Raw genomic sequence first — 15,707 nt, 5'->3', positions numbered from 1 at the left:
GCAAGTGGTATATGCGCCCGCTACCCTCGGGGTCGTGGACCTCACGCGACTTCCCGACGACCTCCCCGCACCCGCCGACGACGGTGCGGCCGACCACCTGGCGGGCACACCGCTCCCCGCGATCTCGCTGCCCGCGACCGACGGCTCCGTCGTCGCGCTGGACCGGCTCGGCTCCGGGCGCACGATCGTCTACGCCTACCCGCTCACCGGCCGGCCGGGCACGGACCTGCCCGACGACTGGGACACCATCCCCGGCGCACGCGGCTGCACCGCCGAGGCGTGCGCGTTCCGCGACCACCACGCCGACCTGCTCGCCGCCGGTGCGTCCACGGTGTACGGCCTGTCGACCCAGGACACGCCTTACCAGCGCGAGGCGGTCGACCGCCTGCACCTGCCGTTCCCCATGCTCAGCGACGGGGCCTTCGAGCTCACGCGCGCGATGGGTCTGCCGACGTTCGAGGTCGCCGGCCGCACCCTGCTGCGACGCCTGACGATGGTGGTCCGGAACGGCGTCGTCGAGAAGGTCTTCTACCCCGTCTTCCCGCCCGACCAGCACGCGGCCGAGGTGCTCGCGTGGCTGGTCAGGACGCCAGGCAGCTAGGCCCGAGGAGCGCCTTCAGGTCGCCGAACAGGGACGGCGACCGCTCCACGCGCAGCCCGTGGTCGAGCCGCATCACGGTCGCGCGACCCGGACTGGTGAGCCGCAGGTGGACCTCCGTCACGCCCGGGTGCGTGGAGAGCACCTCACGGAGCCGCTCCACCACCGGCGGCGTGCACCGGGAGACCGCCATCGAGACCACGACCGGCGCGTCCGCCGCCTGGGACACGTCCGGCAGCGACACCTCCATGGCCTGCAGCTGCATGGTCTCGTCGCGCCGCCGCACGCGCCCGCGGATCACCACGACCGCGTCCTCGGCGAGCGCGGTGGAGTAGGCCAGGTAGGTCTCGCCGAAGAACATGATCTCGACCGAGGCCTCCATGTCCTCGATGGTGACCGCGGCCCACGGGTTGCCCTGCTTCGACATCTTGCGCTGGAGCGAGGTGATGAGGCCGGCGATGACCACCGTCGACCCGTCCGGGCGCTGCTCGTCCTGCAACAGCGTCGCGATCGACACGTCCGCCGCGGCGGCGAGCACGTGCTCCAGCCCGGACAGCGGGTGGTCCGACACGTACAGGCCGAGCATCTCCCGCTCGAACGCGAGTCGCTGCTTCTTGTCCCAGTCCGGCAGGTCCGGCACGACCACCGCGAAGCCCTGCGCGCCGTCGTCCCCGCCCATGAGGTCGGCGAACAGGTCGAACTGCCCCTCCGCCTCCTTGCGCTTGACGCCGATCACCGAGTCGACCGCCTGCTCGTGCACCAGCAGCAGCGCGCGCCGCGCATGACCGAGCGAGTCGAACGCCCCGGCCTTGATCAGCGACTCGATGGTCCGCTTGTTGCAGACGACCGCCGGCACCTTGTCGAGGAAGTCGGTGAAGGACGTGAACGCGCCCTTCTCCTCGCGCGCCCGCACGATCGCGTCGACCACGTTGGCGCCGACGTTGCGGATGGCGGTCAGACCGAACCGGATGTCCTTGCCGACGGCCGTGAAGTTCGCCGACGACGAGTTGACGTCCGGTGCGAGCACCGTGATGCCCATGTGCCGGCACTCGCCCAGGTACAGCGCCGACTTGTCCTTGTCGTCGCGCACGCTGGTGAGCAGACCGGCCATGTACTCGGTCGGGTAGTTCGCCTTGAGGTAGGCGGTCCAGTAGGAGATGACCCCGTAGGCGGCCGAGTGGGCCTTGTTGAAGGCGTACCCGGCGAACGGCACCAGCACGTCCCAGACGGCCTGGATGGAGGCGTCCGAGTAGCCGCGCTCGCGCATGCCGGCCTGGAACGGGACGAACTCCTTGTCCAGGACCTCCTTCTTCTTCTTGCCCATCGCGCGGCGCAGCAGGTCGGCCTGGCCGAGCGTGTAGCCGGCCAGCTTCTGCGCGGCGCGCTGCACCTGCTCCTGGTAGACGATCAGGCCGTGGGTGATGCCCACGACCTCCTCGAGCGGCGCCTCCAGCTCGGGGTGGATGGGTTCCACCTTCTGCAGGCCGTTCTTGCGCAGCGCGTAGTTGATGTGGGAGTTCATCCCCATCGGGCCCGGCCGGTACAGCGCGATGACGGCCGAGATGTCCTCGAAGTTGTCCGGGCGCATCTGGCGCAGCAGCGACCGCATGGGCCCGCCGTCGAGCTGGAACACGCCCAGGGTGTCGCCGCGACCGAGGAGCTCGTACGTCGCCGGGTCGTCGAGCGGCACCTCTTCGATCTTGATGGCCGGCTTGCCGTTCATCTCGATGTTCTCGAGGGCGTCGTCGAGGATCGTGAGGTTGCGCAGGCCGAGGAAGTCCATCTTGATCAGGCCCAGGGCCTCGGACCCCGGCTGGTCGAACTGCGTGATGATCGCGCCGTCCTGCGGGCGCCGCATGATCGGGACGATGTCCACCAGCGGCTCGCTCGACATGATGACGCCGGCCGCGTGCACACCCCACTGCCGCTTGAGGTTCTCCAGCCCCTTGGCGGTCTCCAGCACGCGCTGCGCCTCGGGGTCGGCCTGCACCACCTGGCGGAACTCGTCGGCCTCCGCGTAGCGCGGGTCCTGCGGGTTGTAGATGCCCGACAGCGTGATGTCCTTGCCCATCACGGCCGGCGGCATCGCCTTGGTGAGCTTCTCCCCCATCGCGAACGGGAAGCCCAGGACGCGGGAGGCATCCTTGAGGGCCTGCTTGGCCTTGATGGTGCCGTAGGTGACGATCTGGGCGACGCGGTCCTCGCCGTACTTGTCCGTCACGTACCGGATGACCTCGCCGCGCCGACGCTCGTCGAAGTCGACGTCGACGTCGGGCCAGGACACGCGCTCCGGGTTGAGGAACCGCTCGAAGATCAGGCCGTGCTCCAGCGGGTCCAGCTCCGTGATGCCCATCGCGTACGACGCCATCGAGCCGGCCGCGGACCCGCGGCCGGGACCCACGCGGATGCCCTGGTCCTTGGCCCAGTTGATGAAGTCGGCGACCACGAGGAAGTAGCCCGAGAACCCGAGCTGGGTGATGACGCCCGTCTCGTACTCCGCCTGCGTGCGGACGTCCGACGGGATCTCCCCGTGGTACCGCTTCTGCAGACCGGTCTCGACCTCCTTGATGAACCAGGAGTCCTCGCTCTCCCCCACCGGCACGGGGAAGTTCGGCATGAAGTTGGCGTCGGTGTTGAACTCCACCTCGCACTGCTCCGCGATGAGGACGGTGTTGTCGCACGCCTCCGGGATCTCCGCCCAGGTGCGCCGCATCTCCTCCGCGGACTTCAGGTAGAACTGGTCGGTGTCGAACTTGAACCGGTCGGGGTCGGCCAGGGTCGAGCCCGACTGGACGCACAGCAGCACCTCGTGCGCGTGGCTGTCCTCGTGCTTGGTGTAGTGCAGGTCGTTCGTCGCGACGACGGGAGCGCCGATCGACTCGGCCAGGCGCCGCAGGTCCTTGATGACCCGCGTCTCGATCTCGAGCCCGTGGTCCATCAGCTCGACGTAGTAGTTCTCCTTGCCGAACAGGTCCTGCATCTCGCCGGCGGCCCGCACGGCCTCGTCGAACTGGCCCAGCCGGATGCGGGTCTGCACCTCGCCCGACGGGCAGCCGGTGGTCGCGATGAGCCCGTCGCTGTACGTGCTGAGCAGGTCGCGGTCCATGCGCGGCCACTTGCCCATCTGGCCCTCGAGCGACGCCAGCGACGACATCCGGAAGAGGTTGTGCATCCCCTTGGTGGACTTCGCCAGCAGGGTCATGTGCGTGTACGCGCCGCGCGCCGAGACGTCGTCGGACGCCTGGTGCGCCTCGCCCCACCGCACCCGGTTCTGGTCGAACCGGCTGGTGCCCGGCGTGACGTACGCCTCGACGCCGATGATCGGCTTGATCCCGTGGTTCTTGGCCTTCTGCCAGAAGTCGAACGCCCCGAACAGGTACCCGTGGTCGGTGATGGCGACGGCCGTCTGACCGAGCCGGTTGGCCTCGGTGAAGAGGTCGTCCAGGCGAGCCGCGCCGTCGAGCATCGAGTACTCGGTGTGCACGTGGAGGTGGACGAAGTCGGAGCCCCCAGCTGATGCCATGCGGGCGATCCTACGTCGCGGCGCCGACACTCCTGGGCGCCGACCGGCTGTGTCGGCGAGGTGCCCGGCGTGTCGCGGCGCGCCTAGGCCGGAGCAGTGACGACCTTCACCGCGTCGCGGTGCCAGATGGCCTCGTCGAGGTACCGCTCGGGCCGCGCGACGTAGCCCAGCCGGGCGTAGAAGCCCAGCGCCTGCTCCTGCGCGCTGAGCTCGACGGACACGCTCCGGACACCGTCCGTCACGTCCCCGAACCGCTCCAGCGCCTCGTCCTCGAGCGCGGCCATCAGCAGCGCGCCGACGCCCAGCCCGCGCGCCGCGCCGTCGACCGCGACCCGTCCGATGTGCGCAGGCTCACCCGCGTGGTGGGGCGGCAGGAGGCGGGCGGTTCCCAGCGCCGAGCCGTCGTCGCCGACCGCGAGGACGTGCAGGGTCGCCGGGTCGTCGTCGAGCGCGTCCATCTCGTTCTCCGCTACCACGTTCTGCTCGTGCACGAACACGGCCATCCGGATCGACGTCATCGCCGCGCGCTGCTCGGGCGTCTCGACCCGGACGACGCGCACGCTCACGCGTACCCGTCCTGCAGCACCGCCAGCGACCGCGACAGGTCCTCCGGGTACTCGCTGGTCAGCTCCAGCCACTCCCCCGTGCTCGGGTGGTGGAAGCCGAGCCGCATGGCGTGCAGCCACTGCCGCGTCAGCCCCACGCGCGCGGCGAGAGCCGGGTCCGCGCCGTACATGAGGTCGCCGACGCAGGGGTGTCGCGTCGCCGCGAAGTGCACGCGGATCTGGTGCGTGCGACCGGTCTCCAGGTGCACCTCGACCAGGGAGGCCGCGGGCAGCATCTCGAGCACCTCGTAGTGCGTGATCGACGGCTTGCCGTCCGCGACCACCGCGAACTTCCAGTCCGAGCTGGGGTGCCGGCCGATGGGGGCGTCGATGGTGCCCGTCGTCGGCTCCGGGTGGCCCTGCACGAGCGCGTGGTAGACCTTCTCGACCGTGCGCTCCTTGAACGCCCGCTTGAGCACCGTGTAGGCGTGCTCGGACTTGGCGACGACCATCAGGCCGGACGTCCCCGCGTCCAGGCGGTGCACGATCCCCTGCCGCTCCGCCGCCCCCGACGTGGAGATCCGGTAGCCGACGGCCATGAGCGCGCCGACGACGGTCGGACCGGACCAGCCGGGCGACGGGTGCGCCGCGACACCGACGGGCTTGTCGATGACCACCAGGTCGTCGTCGTCGTACACGATCCGCATGCCGGGCACCGGCTCGGCGACGATCTCGATGCTCTCCGCGGGGACGACGTCCGGGATCTGGACCTCGAGCCAGCCGCCCGCGGACAACCGGTCGGACTTGCCGAGCTCCTTGCCGTCGAGCTGCACGCCCCCGGCCTCGGCGATCTCCGCCGCCCGCGTGCGGGACAGCCCCAGCAGCCGCGCCAGCGCCGCGTCGACCCGCTCGCCGACGAGCCCGTCCGGCACGGGCATCGCGCGCGTGTCAGGCATTCTGCTCGGTGGTCGTCGTGGAGGTCTCGCCCTGCTGCTCGTCGAGGGCGGCATCGTCGAGCTGGTCACCCTCGACCTCGGTGTCGGGCTCGGCCTCGCCGTGACCGTCACGCGTCCCGTCGATGTGGATACCCAGCCCGGCCAGGACCACGACGAGGACGGCCGCGGAGACGATCGCGATGTCCGCGATGTTGCCGACGAACCAGTTCGCGTACGCGATGAAGTCGATCACCTCGCCGCGCGCGAGACCGGGCTCGCGGACCAGCCGGTCGACCAGGTTGCCGAGCGCGCCGCCCAGCAGCAGGCCGAGCGCGACCGCCCAGGCCCAGGACCCGATCCGGCGGCTGGCCCGGACGACGACCACGATGACGACGGCCGCGACGATGGTCAGCACCCACGTCATCCCGGTGGCGATGGACAGCGCCGCGCCCGGGTTGAAGACGAGCTGCAGCCCGAGCAGGCTCCCCAGCAGGTCGTGGCGCTCACCCTCGACCAGCGAGCTGATCGCCCACGCCTTCGACACCTGGTCGAGGACCAGCACGACGGCGGAGATCGAGAAGAGCGCGATCAGCAGGGCACGCCGACGAGTGCTCGGAGGCGCGTCAGGCTGGTCGTCCGTGGTGGTGGGCACCGCAGGAGTCTACGTGCGCGTCAGCGACGCTCCTCGCGCTGCTTGCACTCCACGCAGAGGGTCGCGCGCGGGAACGCCTGGACGCGCGCCTTGCCGACGGCCTTGCCGCACGACTCGCAGGTGGCGAACGTGCCGACGGAGATGCGCGCGAGGGCACGGGTGGTCTGCGCGAGCAGGTCCCGCGTGTTGTTCACGAGCGTGAGCTCCTGCTCGCGCTCGAGCGCCGACGAACCGGAGTCCGCCTGGTCGTCCCCTGCCCCGTCGCCCGAGTTGCGCAGCAGGTCCGACAGCTCGGCGTCGGCTGCCGCGAGCTCGCTCGTGAGTCGGTCGATGTCGCTGGTGAGCTCTTCCGCGATGTCCTTGACCTCCCGCGCGGTCCACGGCTTCTCGCCGTCCCGCACCGGGAACTGCTTGACCAGCTTGCTCAGGTCCTTGATGTCAGTACTGACGTCAACCGCGCTGAGCGCGTCGTTGATGGCCACGAGCGGGCCCCCCTTGCCTCGAAGTCACGCGACTGTATGCGGGCGGCAGTCAGGGACACAACACGCCACGCCGGGTGAAACCCGGCGTGGCGGTGTAAAAGTGTCGACCTGACCTGTGGTGATGCAGGCGAGTGTCCCCCGGCGGGTGGTCGCCGGAGCGTCGGTGCTCGTCAGAGGTTCTGGCCGTCTCCGACCGTCTGCGGCTGACCCGAGCGCGGCGGCAACGCGTTGCCCCGGTTGTCCAGGTCGCCGAGCAGGTTCTCCAGGTAGCTCTTCAGACGCGTGCGGTAGTCGCGCTCGAACACCCGCAGCTCGTCGATCTTGCGCTCGAGGAGCGACCGCTCCTGCTCCAGCTGGCCGAGCGTGCGCTGCGACGTCTCCTCGGCCTCACGGACGATGCGGTTGGCCTGGCTCTTGGCCTCGCCGACCAGACGGTCCGACTCCTCCTGGCCGCTGCGCACGTAGTCGTCGTGCAGCTTCTGGGCCAGGGCGAGCATCCCGGTGGCCGACTCCGGCTCGCTGGTGCGCGGTCCGCTCTGCACCGGCGCGACGATCGGCGCCTGCTGGGCGACCGGCGCGGCGATCACTGGGGCGGGTGCCGGGACGGGCTCGGGCGTGGGCTCCGGCTTCGGGGCCGGCGCGGCCTGCTGGGCGCCCGCCCTGCTCAGCTCGGCGATGCGGCGCTCGGCCGCGGCGAGCTTCGTCTTCAGGTCGTCGTTCTCACCCTGCAGGTCGCGCAGCGTGTTGACGACCTCGTCCAGGAAGTCGTCGACCTCGTCCTGGTCGTAGCCCTCGCGGAACTTCGTGGCCTGGAACTTCTTGTTCAAGACCTCGTCTGCGGTCAGCAGAGCCATCGTCATCACCTCAGTCGGTAGTGCTCGGTCGGGCCGGCGGCAGTCCACCGACCGCCTCGGGCCACGGTAGCGGAGAATGCGGCGCGCGCACGTCCCCACGACACGCGTCAAGACGCGCGGTGGGTCGGATCAGATGCTGCTGAGGATGCTCATCAGGATCGAGCAGGCCAGCACCAGCACCAGGAAAGCCAGGTCCAGACGGACGGACCCGATGGCCAGCGGGGGCAGGACCCGCCGCAACGCCTTGAGCGGTGGATCGGTCACCGTGTACGTCGCCTCGGCGATCACGAGCGCGATCCCCGACGGGTGCCAGTCCCGCGCGAAGAACTGCACCCAGTCCAGCACCAGCCGGATCAGCAGCAGGATGAAGAAGACGAGGACGACGTAGAACAGCAGGGCTGCGACGAGTTGCACGCGTCAGCTCTGGTTGTAGAAGCCCGCGCGTGTCGGCGGCTCGGCGACGGGTCCGGCGGCCTCACCGGCGACCTCGACGTGGGCCGGCGAGAGCAGGAACACCTTGCTCGTCACCCGCTCGATCGCGCCGTGCAGCCCGAAGATCAGGCCCGCAGAGAAGTCGACGAGACGCTTGGCGTCCGCGTCGTCCATGTCCGTGAGGTTCATGATCACGGGGGTGCCCTCGCGGAACGCCTCACCGATCTTGCGGGCGTCGTTGTAGGACCGAGGGTGGATCGTCGTGATCCGGCGCAGCTCACCGGCGACGGGGGCGGCCTGCGGCGCGGCCTGCGTGGGCAGGGTGGTGCGCGTCGGCCGGTGCAGCGGCGTGACCTGGGCCTCGTACTCCTGCGGCACCGCGACCTCCTGGTCGTCGAACTCCTCGAGGTACTCCTCGTGCTCCGACCGGTCGTCGGCCAGGCCGAGGTACAGCATCGTCTTGCGCAGCGCTCCGGCCATCGCGTTGGCTCCCTCCCCGGATCTCTCCGGACCATCCCGGAGCCCGTGCCGGTCCAGCCGGCGACGGTGGGCTCCCTCTGCCGGTCACGCTAGCAACGCCCCCGTTCCGGCCGCCTCGCGACACGCCCGACAACCTCGTCGTTCACCTCCGATTGCCCTGCTCGACAGGCCGGACGACACCGGCGAACCGGCCCGTGCGCTGCGAGCGTCGGAACGAGAACAGCGTTGGGTCCGTCCAGGTGTCCCTCGCCAGGTGGGTGACGAGCTCGACCCCTGCGCCCTCCAGCACCGCGGCGACCCCGGCGGGCAGGTCCAGCGCCGGCGTCCCCCACGACGTCGTCGCCCGCGTCTGCGGGATCACGGACGCGACCTCGTCCTGCAGCTCGGCGGGCACCTCGTAGGACTGTCCGGCGATCGCCGGTCCGATGGCGGCGCGCATCCGCTGGACGGACGCGCCCTGCTCGACCATCACCGCGACGGCCGCCTCGACCACTCCCGCGACGAGTCCGCGGCGGCCGGCGTGCACGGCGGCCACGACGCCCGCCTCGGGGTCGGCCAGCAGGACCGGGACGCAGTCGGCCACGAGCACCGCGACCGCGACCCGGGGCGACACGGACACCAGCGCGTCGGCCTCGCCCACGGACGTGGACCCGTTCGCGGGCGGCTCCGACAGGACCACGACCCGGGAGCCGTGCACCTGCGTCGCGTACGCCACCGGTGCGCCGGCCCAGCGCTCGAGCCCCGCCCGGTTGCGGTCCACGGCCGACGGGTCGTCGCCGACCGCGTAGCCGAGGTTCAGCGCGTCGTACGGAGGGCGGCTCACCCCGCCGGCCCGCGTGCTGAACCCCGCGCGGACGCCCGCCCCCAGGTCGACCTCGACGACGGGCGGGACGGCCGACCCGGGCTGCGCAGCGCTCACGGCCCGGCTACTTGAGGAAGTCGGGCACGTCCAGCTCGTCGCGGTCACGGTCACGACGGGGAGCGTCCTCGGTGAAGATCCGGGGCACCTCCAGCGCGCCGGTGATGGGCGTCGGCTCGGCGTCGGTGGACAGGAAGGCCGGGACGTCGGGCTGCGTCGGGGCGGCGTGGTTCTGGGTGCTGTACGCGCCGACGGGCACCAGCTGCTCCTCCGGGTCGAGCACCGGACGCGGCGTGGGGACGCGCGGGGCGACCGACGGCACCTGCCGGGCGGAGTTGCCACTGACCTGACCCAGCGCGCGCGCGTCGCGGCGGACCGTCGGCGAGCCCGAGTCGAAGCCGGCGGCGATCACCGTCACCCGCACCTCGTCGCCGAGGGCGTCGTCGATGACCGCGCCGAAGATGATGTTGGCCTCGGGGTGCGCGGCCTCCTGGACCAGTCGCGCCGCCTCGTTGATCTCGAAGAGGCCGAGGTCGGAGCCGCCCTGGATGGACAGCAGCACCCCGTGGGCGCCGTCGATGCTGGCCTCGAGCAGCGGCGACGAGATCGCCATCTCCGCCGCCTGCACCGCGCGGTCGTCGCCGCGGGCGAAGCCGATGCCCATGAGGGCCGAGCCGGCACCCTGCATGACCGACTTCACGTCGGCGAAGTCGAGGTTGATGAGGCCCGGCGTGGTGATCAGGTCCGTGATGCCCTGGACACCCGACAGCAGCACCTGGTCGGCCGAGTGGAACGCGTCGAGCACCGAGACGGAGCGGTCGGAGATCTGCAGCAGCCGGTCGTTCGGGATGACGATGAGCGTGTCGACCTCGGCGCGCAGCGCCTCGATGCCCGAGTCGGCCTGCACCGAGCGGCGGCGTCCCTCGAACGTGAACGGCCGCGTGACCACACCGATGGTCAGGGCGCCGAGCGAGCGCGCGATCCGCGCGACGACCGGCGCGCCACCGGTGCCGGTGCCACCACCCTCGCCCGCGGTGACGAAGACCATGTCGGCGCCCCGCAGGACGTCCTCGATCTCGTCCTTGTGGTCCTCGGCGGCCTTCTTGCCGACCTCGGGGTCGGCGCCGGCGCCGAGACCCCGGGTGAGCTCACGGCCGACGTCGAGCTTGACGTCCGCGTCCGACATGAGCAGGGCCTGGGCGTCGGTGTTGACGGCGATGAACTCGACACCCTTGAGGCCGACCTCGATCATGCGGTTCACGGCGTTGACGCCGCCGCCGCCGATGCCGACGACCTTGATGACCGCCAGGTAGTTCTGCGGAGCTGCCACGGTGGGTGCCTCTCGTTCTGTGCCGGTCGCGGCCGGGGCCACGGGGTCCGTCCGCGGCCCGCACGGCGGCGGACGAGCGTCGGGGTGAAACCTTCACCCTCTACTTGAGGGTTATAGTTATGTCAGGTGCGTTGTCAGTGCGTGACGCTAGGTGCCACCCGGACCTCGATCAACGACCGCGCCGCGCGTGTCGGGAGTTGACGAAGAATCTCGCCCGGCTGATCACTTCGTGATGGGCAGGCGCGGTGCGGACACGTCGATGACCGTCGCCCCTGCGGCCGCCGGCGACGCCCGCAGCGCCGAGAGCACCGCGATCTTCAGCGGCGTCTCGCTCGCACTCCCCCAGTCGACCCGCACCCCGTCGCGCAGGTTCATCGTCACCGTGTCCTGCGTGCGGGCCGAGACGTCACCCACCTGGGCGAGCAGGTCCGCGGGCAGCTGCTGGAGAACCGTCAGGACGGCGCTGAGGGTCCGCTTGTCCCCCACCGGGACGTCGACGACGGGCAGTCCCTCGGGTGCGGCATCCACCCGGCCCACCTGCACGCCGTCCATGTCGAGGAGCGCGAAGCCCGCCTGCCCGGGCGTGGCCCCGGGCGTCGCAGCACCTGGCTGCTCGGGGACCGCGGCCACGGGTTCCCGGGCGACGAGCACCACGGCGAGGCCCTGCGGCCACTCGCGCGTGACCCGCGCCTCCCGGACCCCGGGCACCTCCAGCACCTCGTCACGCAGCCGGACCGTGTCGAGGCGCGGCAGCGGCGTCGTGGCGTGCGCGCCGACGACGTCGAGGACCTGGTCGACCGCGACCACGGTCCCCGCACCCTCGATGTGCACCTGGGCCGGGTCCAGGGCGAGCACCGGCGAGAAGAACAGCAACCACCCGAGCGCGCCGACGAGGACCGTCGAGCCCGCGACCATCAGGACCTGGCGCCGCGCGAGGTTGCGACGGGCGCGGGAGCGCTCGGCGAAGCGCTCGACCGAGCTGGTGGACACGACCGGCGGCGTCACCGGGCCCGCGTACCGGCGCGCGCCGCCGGCGCTGTAGGTGGTCACGGCGCGGCCGAAGGGCGTCGGGTCGTCCTGCGGCACGGTGGCTGTCGGAGCGGTGACGGGCTTGCCGCGGGATGCCGGCGTCGCGGCCGACGGCGGGGTGGGGGCAGTGCGGCGCGGGGCGGTCGGTCGGCCCGGCGCCGGGTTGCGGGGTCCGGCCGGGCGGGACGGGCTCATGCGCCCGGTCGCTCGTCGCCGGCGAGCGCGTCGAGCACCACCGCGGCCAGCAGGGTCACGTCGCCTGCGCCGACCGTGAGCACGAGGTCGCCCGGGCGTGCCGCAGCGGCAGCGGCACGGGCGGCCTCGAACCGGTCCGGCACGAACGACGCCTTGCCGGGCGTCGGGACGTTGTCCACGATCAGCGCGCCCGTGACCGTCGGGTCCGGGTCCTCGCGGGCGCCGTAGACGTCCGTGACGACGACGACGTCCGCGAGGTCGAACGCGGCGCCGAACTCGACGGCGAAGGTGCGGGTGCGCGAGTACAGGTGCGGCTGGAACAGGGCGACGACGCGGCCGTCGCCGACGACCGACCGGGCGCCGCGCAGCAGCGCCGCGACCTCGGTCGGGTGGTGCGAGTAGTCGTCGACCACGCGGACGCCGCCGACCGTCCCGCGGTCCTCGAAACGTCGCCCGGTGCCGCGGAACTCGGCGAGACCGTCCGCGGCGTCGGGCACACCGAGGCGCCGGGCGGCGGCCCAGGCCGCCGCGGCGTTCAGCGCGTTGTGGGCGCCCGGGAAGGCGAGGCGGACCGTGGTGGTGAGGTCACCGGCCGTGAGCTCGAACGCCCACCGCCCGGCGTCGGCGCGCAGCTCGCCCACGACGACGTCGGCGTCCGGTGACGTGCCGTAGGTGACGACGGAGACGTCCCGCGCCGCGAGCTCGTCGCGCACCCGGGTGACGAGCCGTGCCGCGCCAGGGTCGTCGGCGCAGACGACGAGGGTGCCACCGGGCCGGATGCGGCCGGCGAACTGCACGAACACGTCCTCGAACGCCTCGGTGGAGCCGTAGTGGTCGAGGTGGTCCGGCTCGACGTTGGTCACGACGGCGACCAGGGGCGCGTACGCGAGGAACGAGCCATCGGACTCGTCGGCCTCCGCGACGAACGCCCGGCCGGCACCGTCCCGGCCACCGCCGAGCGGTCCGTCGGCCGAGAACACGGTCCCCCCGATCGCGAAGGACGGGTCGGCGCCCGCGTGCAGCAGTGCGGTGGCGATCATCGCCGACGTCGTGGTCTTGCCGTGGGCACCGGCCACCGCGACCGCGTCCCGGTCGACCATGAGCGACGCGAGCGCCTCGGACCGGTGCAGGACCCGCAGCCCTCGCTCCCGGGCACGGGCGAGCTCCGGGTTGGACTCCCGGACCGCCGACGAGATCACGACGGTGTCGACGTCGTCGACGAGCGAGGCCTCGTGGCCGACGTGCACCGCGACGCCGGCCGCTCGCAGAGCCGGCAGCGCGGGACCGTCGGCGGCGTCCGAACCGCTGACCACCACGCCGCGGGCGGCGAGCAGCGCCGCGATCGCGGACATGCCGGCGCCGCCGACGCCGACGAGGTGGACGCGGCCGAGGTCGGCGGGCCGCAGCTCGCCCGTCACGGCAGCTCCTTCTCGACCAACCGGGCGACCCGTGCCGCAGCGTCCCGGACCCCGACGCTCGCAGCGGCCTGACCCATGCGCTCGCGTGTCTCCGCGGCCGCGTCGCCGACCAGCAGGACGGGCAGGTGCGCGCGGATCCAGGCGGGGTCGAGGTCGGCGTCGTCGACCAGGAGCCCGCCGCCGGCCGCGACCACGGCGGCGGCGTTCAGCCGCTGCTCGCCGTTGCCGATGGGCAGCGGGACGTAGACAGCGGGGATGCCCAGCGCGGCCTGCTCGCACACCGTGCCGGCGCCGGAGCGCCCGACGACGACGTCGGCCACGGCCAGCGCCAGCTGCATCTCCGTCAGGTACTCCCGCACGTGGTACCGCTCGGCGCCGGGGACCCCGACCAGCGCGGTGCGGACCGCGTCGGCCTTGCCGGCACCGGTCAGGTGCAGCACCTGGACGCCCGCCGCCAGCAGGTCCGCGGCGGCGCCCGCGACCGCGGTGTTGACGCTCACGGCGCCGAGCGACCCGCCGGACACCAGGAGCGTCGCGAGGTCGGGGTCGAGACCGAGCTCCGCGGCGGCGGCGGTGCGCGTCCCGACGCGGTCGTCGAGGCGCTGCTGGACCAGCCGGGCGATCGGCGCGCGCAGCGGCAGGCCGGTGACCTGCGCACCCCGCAGCGCCGTGCCGGGGAACGTCACGGCGACGGAACGGGCCCACCGGGCACCCAGCCGGTTGGCCAGGCCCGCGCGCGCGTTCTGCTCGTGGATGACGACGGGGATCTTCCGGCGGCGGGCCGCGAGGTAGGCCGGCGTCGCGACGTAGCCGCCGAAGCCGACCACCACCTGCGCACCGGAGTCGTCGATCGCGGCGCCCGCGGCACGGACCGCGTCCCGCAGGCGCAGCGGCAGCCGGAACCAGTCGAGCGTGGGTCGGCGCGGCAGCGGGACGCGCGGGACGACGGCCAGCGGGAGGCCGTGCTCCGGGACCAGCCGCGACTCGAGGCCCTCGGCGGTGCCGAGGACCGTCAGCCGGGCGTTCGGGTGGCGCCGCTGGAGCTCGTCGGCCACCGCGAGCAGCGGGTTGACGTGCCCCGCGGTGCCGCCACCAGCCAGCAGTACCGACGGCGCACGATGTGCGTCAGCCACGGGACCGCCCGATCACGGCGAGGGACCGCCGGACCACGCCGGGCCGCGCGGCGAGGGCCTCCGCCGCGCCCGGTTCCGAGCGCGCGAACGAGATGAGCACGCCGAGGGCGGCCATCGTCATGATCAGCGCCGAGCCGCCCGCCGAGACCAGCGGCAGCGGGATCCCGATCACCGGCGCCAGGCCGATGACCACGGCGACGTTGACCAGCGCCTGGCCGATGATCCAGCACAGGATCGCGCCCGTGGTGATCTGGACGAACGGGTCCGGGTGCCGACGGATCACGCGGATCATGGCGAACGCGAGCAGCCCGAACAGGCCGAGGACGAGCAGGGTGCCGATGAGACCGAGCTCCTCACCGAGGATCGCGAAGATGAAGTCGTTGTGCGCGGCCGGCAGGTAGGACCACTTCTCCCGGCTCTCGCCGAGCCCCAGCCCGCCCCAGCCCCCGCTGGCCAGCCCCCAGCCGCCGTGCAGCGTCTGGTAGCAGGACGACGCCGCGTCGCACTCGTCCGAGAGCCAGGACGTGATCCGGTCGGTGCGGTTGGTGCTCGTCATCGTCAGGAGGGCCGTCAGGCCCGCGGCGAGCAGCGCGGCGAACCCGAACATGCGCATCGGGACCCCGGCGACGAACAGCGCACCGGCGACCAGCAGGATGAGGACCAGCGCGGTCCCGAGGTCGTGCCCGGCGAGGACCACGAGGACCGCGATGCCCGCGACGGGCACCGCGGGGATCATGGCGTGCTTCCACTCCCGCAGCAGCGACAGCTTGCGGGTCAGGACGGCGCCCAGCCAGATGGCCAGCGCGAGCTTGATGGTCTCCGACGGCTGAGCGGAGAAGCCGCCGATGCAGACCCAGTTCTGGTTGCCGCCGGCGCCGCAGCCGAGCGGGGTGAACACGGTCAGCTGGAACGCGATCGAGAAGGCGAGCGCCGGCCAGGCGATCGCCTGGAAGAACCGCACAGGTGCCCGGGACAGCCCGAACAGCAGCGGCAGACCGATGAGCGCGTACTTCGCCTGGTCGAGGAACACCGCGTACGGCGAGTGCCCGTCGTCGAGCGACTCCACGCTCGAGCTGGACAGGACCATGACCAGCCCGATGACGAGCAGGAGCGCGGTCGCACCGATGAGCACGTAGTAGCTGGTGACCGCGCTGTTCCACTGGCCGAGCAGCGAGCTGGTGGACGGTGCAGGCTCCGCCGACCGACGCGCGCCGGGGCGGGGGGTGGTCGTCGTCATCGCTC

General features: G+C 72.2%; 15 protein-coding genes. 1 reads left to right on the top strand and 14 read right to left on the bottom strand.

Translation table 11 applies throughout. From position 1 onward, the window contains the following. Window positions 1-34 precede the first annotated feature (34 nt). Window positions 35-601: a peroxiredoxin gene (locus J2X26_RS13785; RefSeq protein ID WP_307493082.1), complete on the top strand. Its 567-nt coding sequence runs from the start codon at window positions 35-37 to the stop codon at window positions 599-601. Here the strand turns inward: J2X26_RS13785 and dnaE are convergent. From dnaE to ftsW, 14 genes are all read right to left on the bottom strand, one after another. Further along, window positions 582-4,121 carry a DNA polymerase III subunit alpha gene (dnaE, locus tag J2X26_RS13780; RefSeq protein WP_307493080.1) on the bottom strand — a complete coding sequence of 1,180 codons (3,540 nt, stop codon included), beginning with the start codon at window positions 4,119-4,121 and terminating at the stop codon, window positions 582-584. The two genes, J2X26_RS13785 and dnaE, sit on opposite strands and share 20 nt — an antisense overlap. A gap of 83 nt (window positions 4,122-4,204) precedes the next feature. Beyond that, window positions 4,205-4,687, bottom strand: coding sequence for a GNAT family N-acetyltransferase (locus tag J2X26_RS13775; protein ID WP_307493078.1), 483 nt, complete (start codon window positions 4,685-4,687; stop codon window positions 4,205-4,207). Further along, window positions 4,684-5,622 carry an RluA family pseudouridine synthase gene (locus J2X26_RS13770; protein ID WP_307493076.1) on the bottom strand — a complete coding sequence of 313 codons (939 nt, stop codon included), beginning with the start codon at window positions 5,620-5,622 and terminating at the stop codon, window positions 4,684-4,686. Before J2X26_RS13770 ends, J2X26_RS13775 begins: the two co-directional genes overlap by 4 nt. After that, window positions 5,615-6,253: a signal peptidase II gene (locus J2X26_RS13765; protein WP_307493074.1), complete on the bottom strand. Its 639-nt coding sequence runs from the start codon at window positions 6,251-6,253 to the stop codon at window positions 5,615-5,617. The genes J2X26_RS13770 and J2X26_RS13765 overlap by 8 nt, the downstream gene beginning before the upstream one ends. Window positions 6,254-6,273: 20 nt before the next feature. Next, entirely contained in the window at window positions 6,274-6,735 is a 462-nt protein-coding gene (locus J2X26_RS13760; RefSeq protein ID WP_307493073.1) for a TraR/DksA family transcriptional regulator, read from the bottom strand. Window positions 6,736-6,905: 170 nt separating this feature from the next. Next, a complete protein-coding gene (locus J2X26_RS13755) occupies window positions 6,906-7,589 on the bottom strand; it encodes a DivIVA domain-containing protein (protein ID WP_307493071.1) in 684 nt (227 codons plus the stop codon). Window positions 7,590-7,718: 129 nt separating this feature from the next. Next, window positions 7,719-8,003 carry a YggT family protein gene (locus J2X26_RS13750; RefSeq protein ID WP_307493069.1) on the bottom strand — a complete coding sequence of 95 codons (285 nt, stop codon included), beginning with the start codon at window positions 8,001-8,003 and terminating at the stop codon, window positions 7,719-7,721. A gap of 3 nt (window positions 8,004-8,006) precedes the next feature. Further along, a complete protein-coding gene (locus tag J2X26_RS13745; protein WP_146926146.1) occupies window positions 8,007-8,501 on the bottom strand; it encodes a cell division protein SepF in 495 nt (164 codons plus the stop codon). A gap of 142 nt (window positions 8,502-8,643) precedes the next feature. Beyond that, window positions 8,644-9,420 (bottom strand): peptidoglycan editing factor PgeF, encoded by a 777-nt coding sequence (pgeF, locus tag J2X26_RS13740; RefSeq protein ID WP_307493068.1) that lies wholly within the window; start codon window positions 9,418-9,420, stop codon window positions 8,644-8,646. A gap of 7 nt (window positions 9,421-9,427) precedes the next feature. Next, window positions 9,428-10,690, bottom strand: coding sequence for a cell division protein FtsZ (ftsZ, locus tag J2X26_RS13735; RefSeq protein WP_307493066.1), 1,263 nt, complete (start codon window positions 10,688-10,690; stop codon window positions 9,428-9,430). Window positions 10,691-10,912: 222 nt separating this feature from the next. After that, entirely contained in the window at window positions 10,913-11,914 is a 1,002-nt protein-coding gene (locus J2X26_RS13730; RefSeq protein ID WP_307493064.1) for a cell division protein FtsQ/DivIB, read from the bottom strand. Further along, complete coding sequence (gene murC / locus J2X26_RS13725) at window positions 11,911-13,332, bottom strand: UDP-N-acetylmuramate--L-alanine ligase (RefSeq protein ID WP_307493062.1); 1,422 nt, start codon at window positions 13,330-13,332, stop codon at window positions 11,911-11,913. The genes J2X26_RS13730 and murC overlap by 4 nt, the downstream gene beginning before the upstream one ends. After that, entirely contained in the window at window positions 13,329-14,465 is a 1,137-nt protein-coding gene (gene murG, locus J2X26_RS13720) for an undecaprenyldiphospho-muramoylpentapeptide beta-N-acetylglucosaminyltransferase (RefSeq protein ID WP_307493060.1), read from the bottom strand. The genes murC and murG overlap by 4 nt, the downstream gene beginning before the upstream one ends. Beyond that, complete coding sequence (ftsW, locus tag J2X26_RS13715) at window positions 14,458-15,702, bottom strand: putative lipid II flippase FtsW (RefSeq protein WP_307493059.1); 1,245 nt, start codon at window positions 15,700-15,702, stop codon at window positions 14,458-14,460. The genes murG and ftsW overlap by 8 nt, the downstream gene beginning before the upstream one ends. Between the last annotated feature and the right edge of the window lie 5 nt (window positions 15,703-15,707).

Origin of the sequence: Cellulomonas humilata (genome assembly GCF_030814415.1) — a bacterium.
In the GTDB taxonomy this organism is placed as follows: domain Bacteria; phylum Actinomycetota; class Actinomycetes; order Actinomycetales; family Cellulomonadaceae; genus Cellulomonas; species Cellulomonas humilata_A.
Note: the sequence above shows the minus strand (reverse complement) of the source record. Positions and strands in the feature narration are given on the sequence as shown.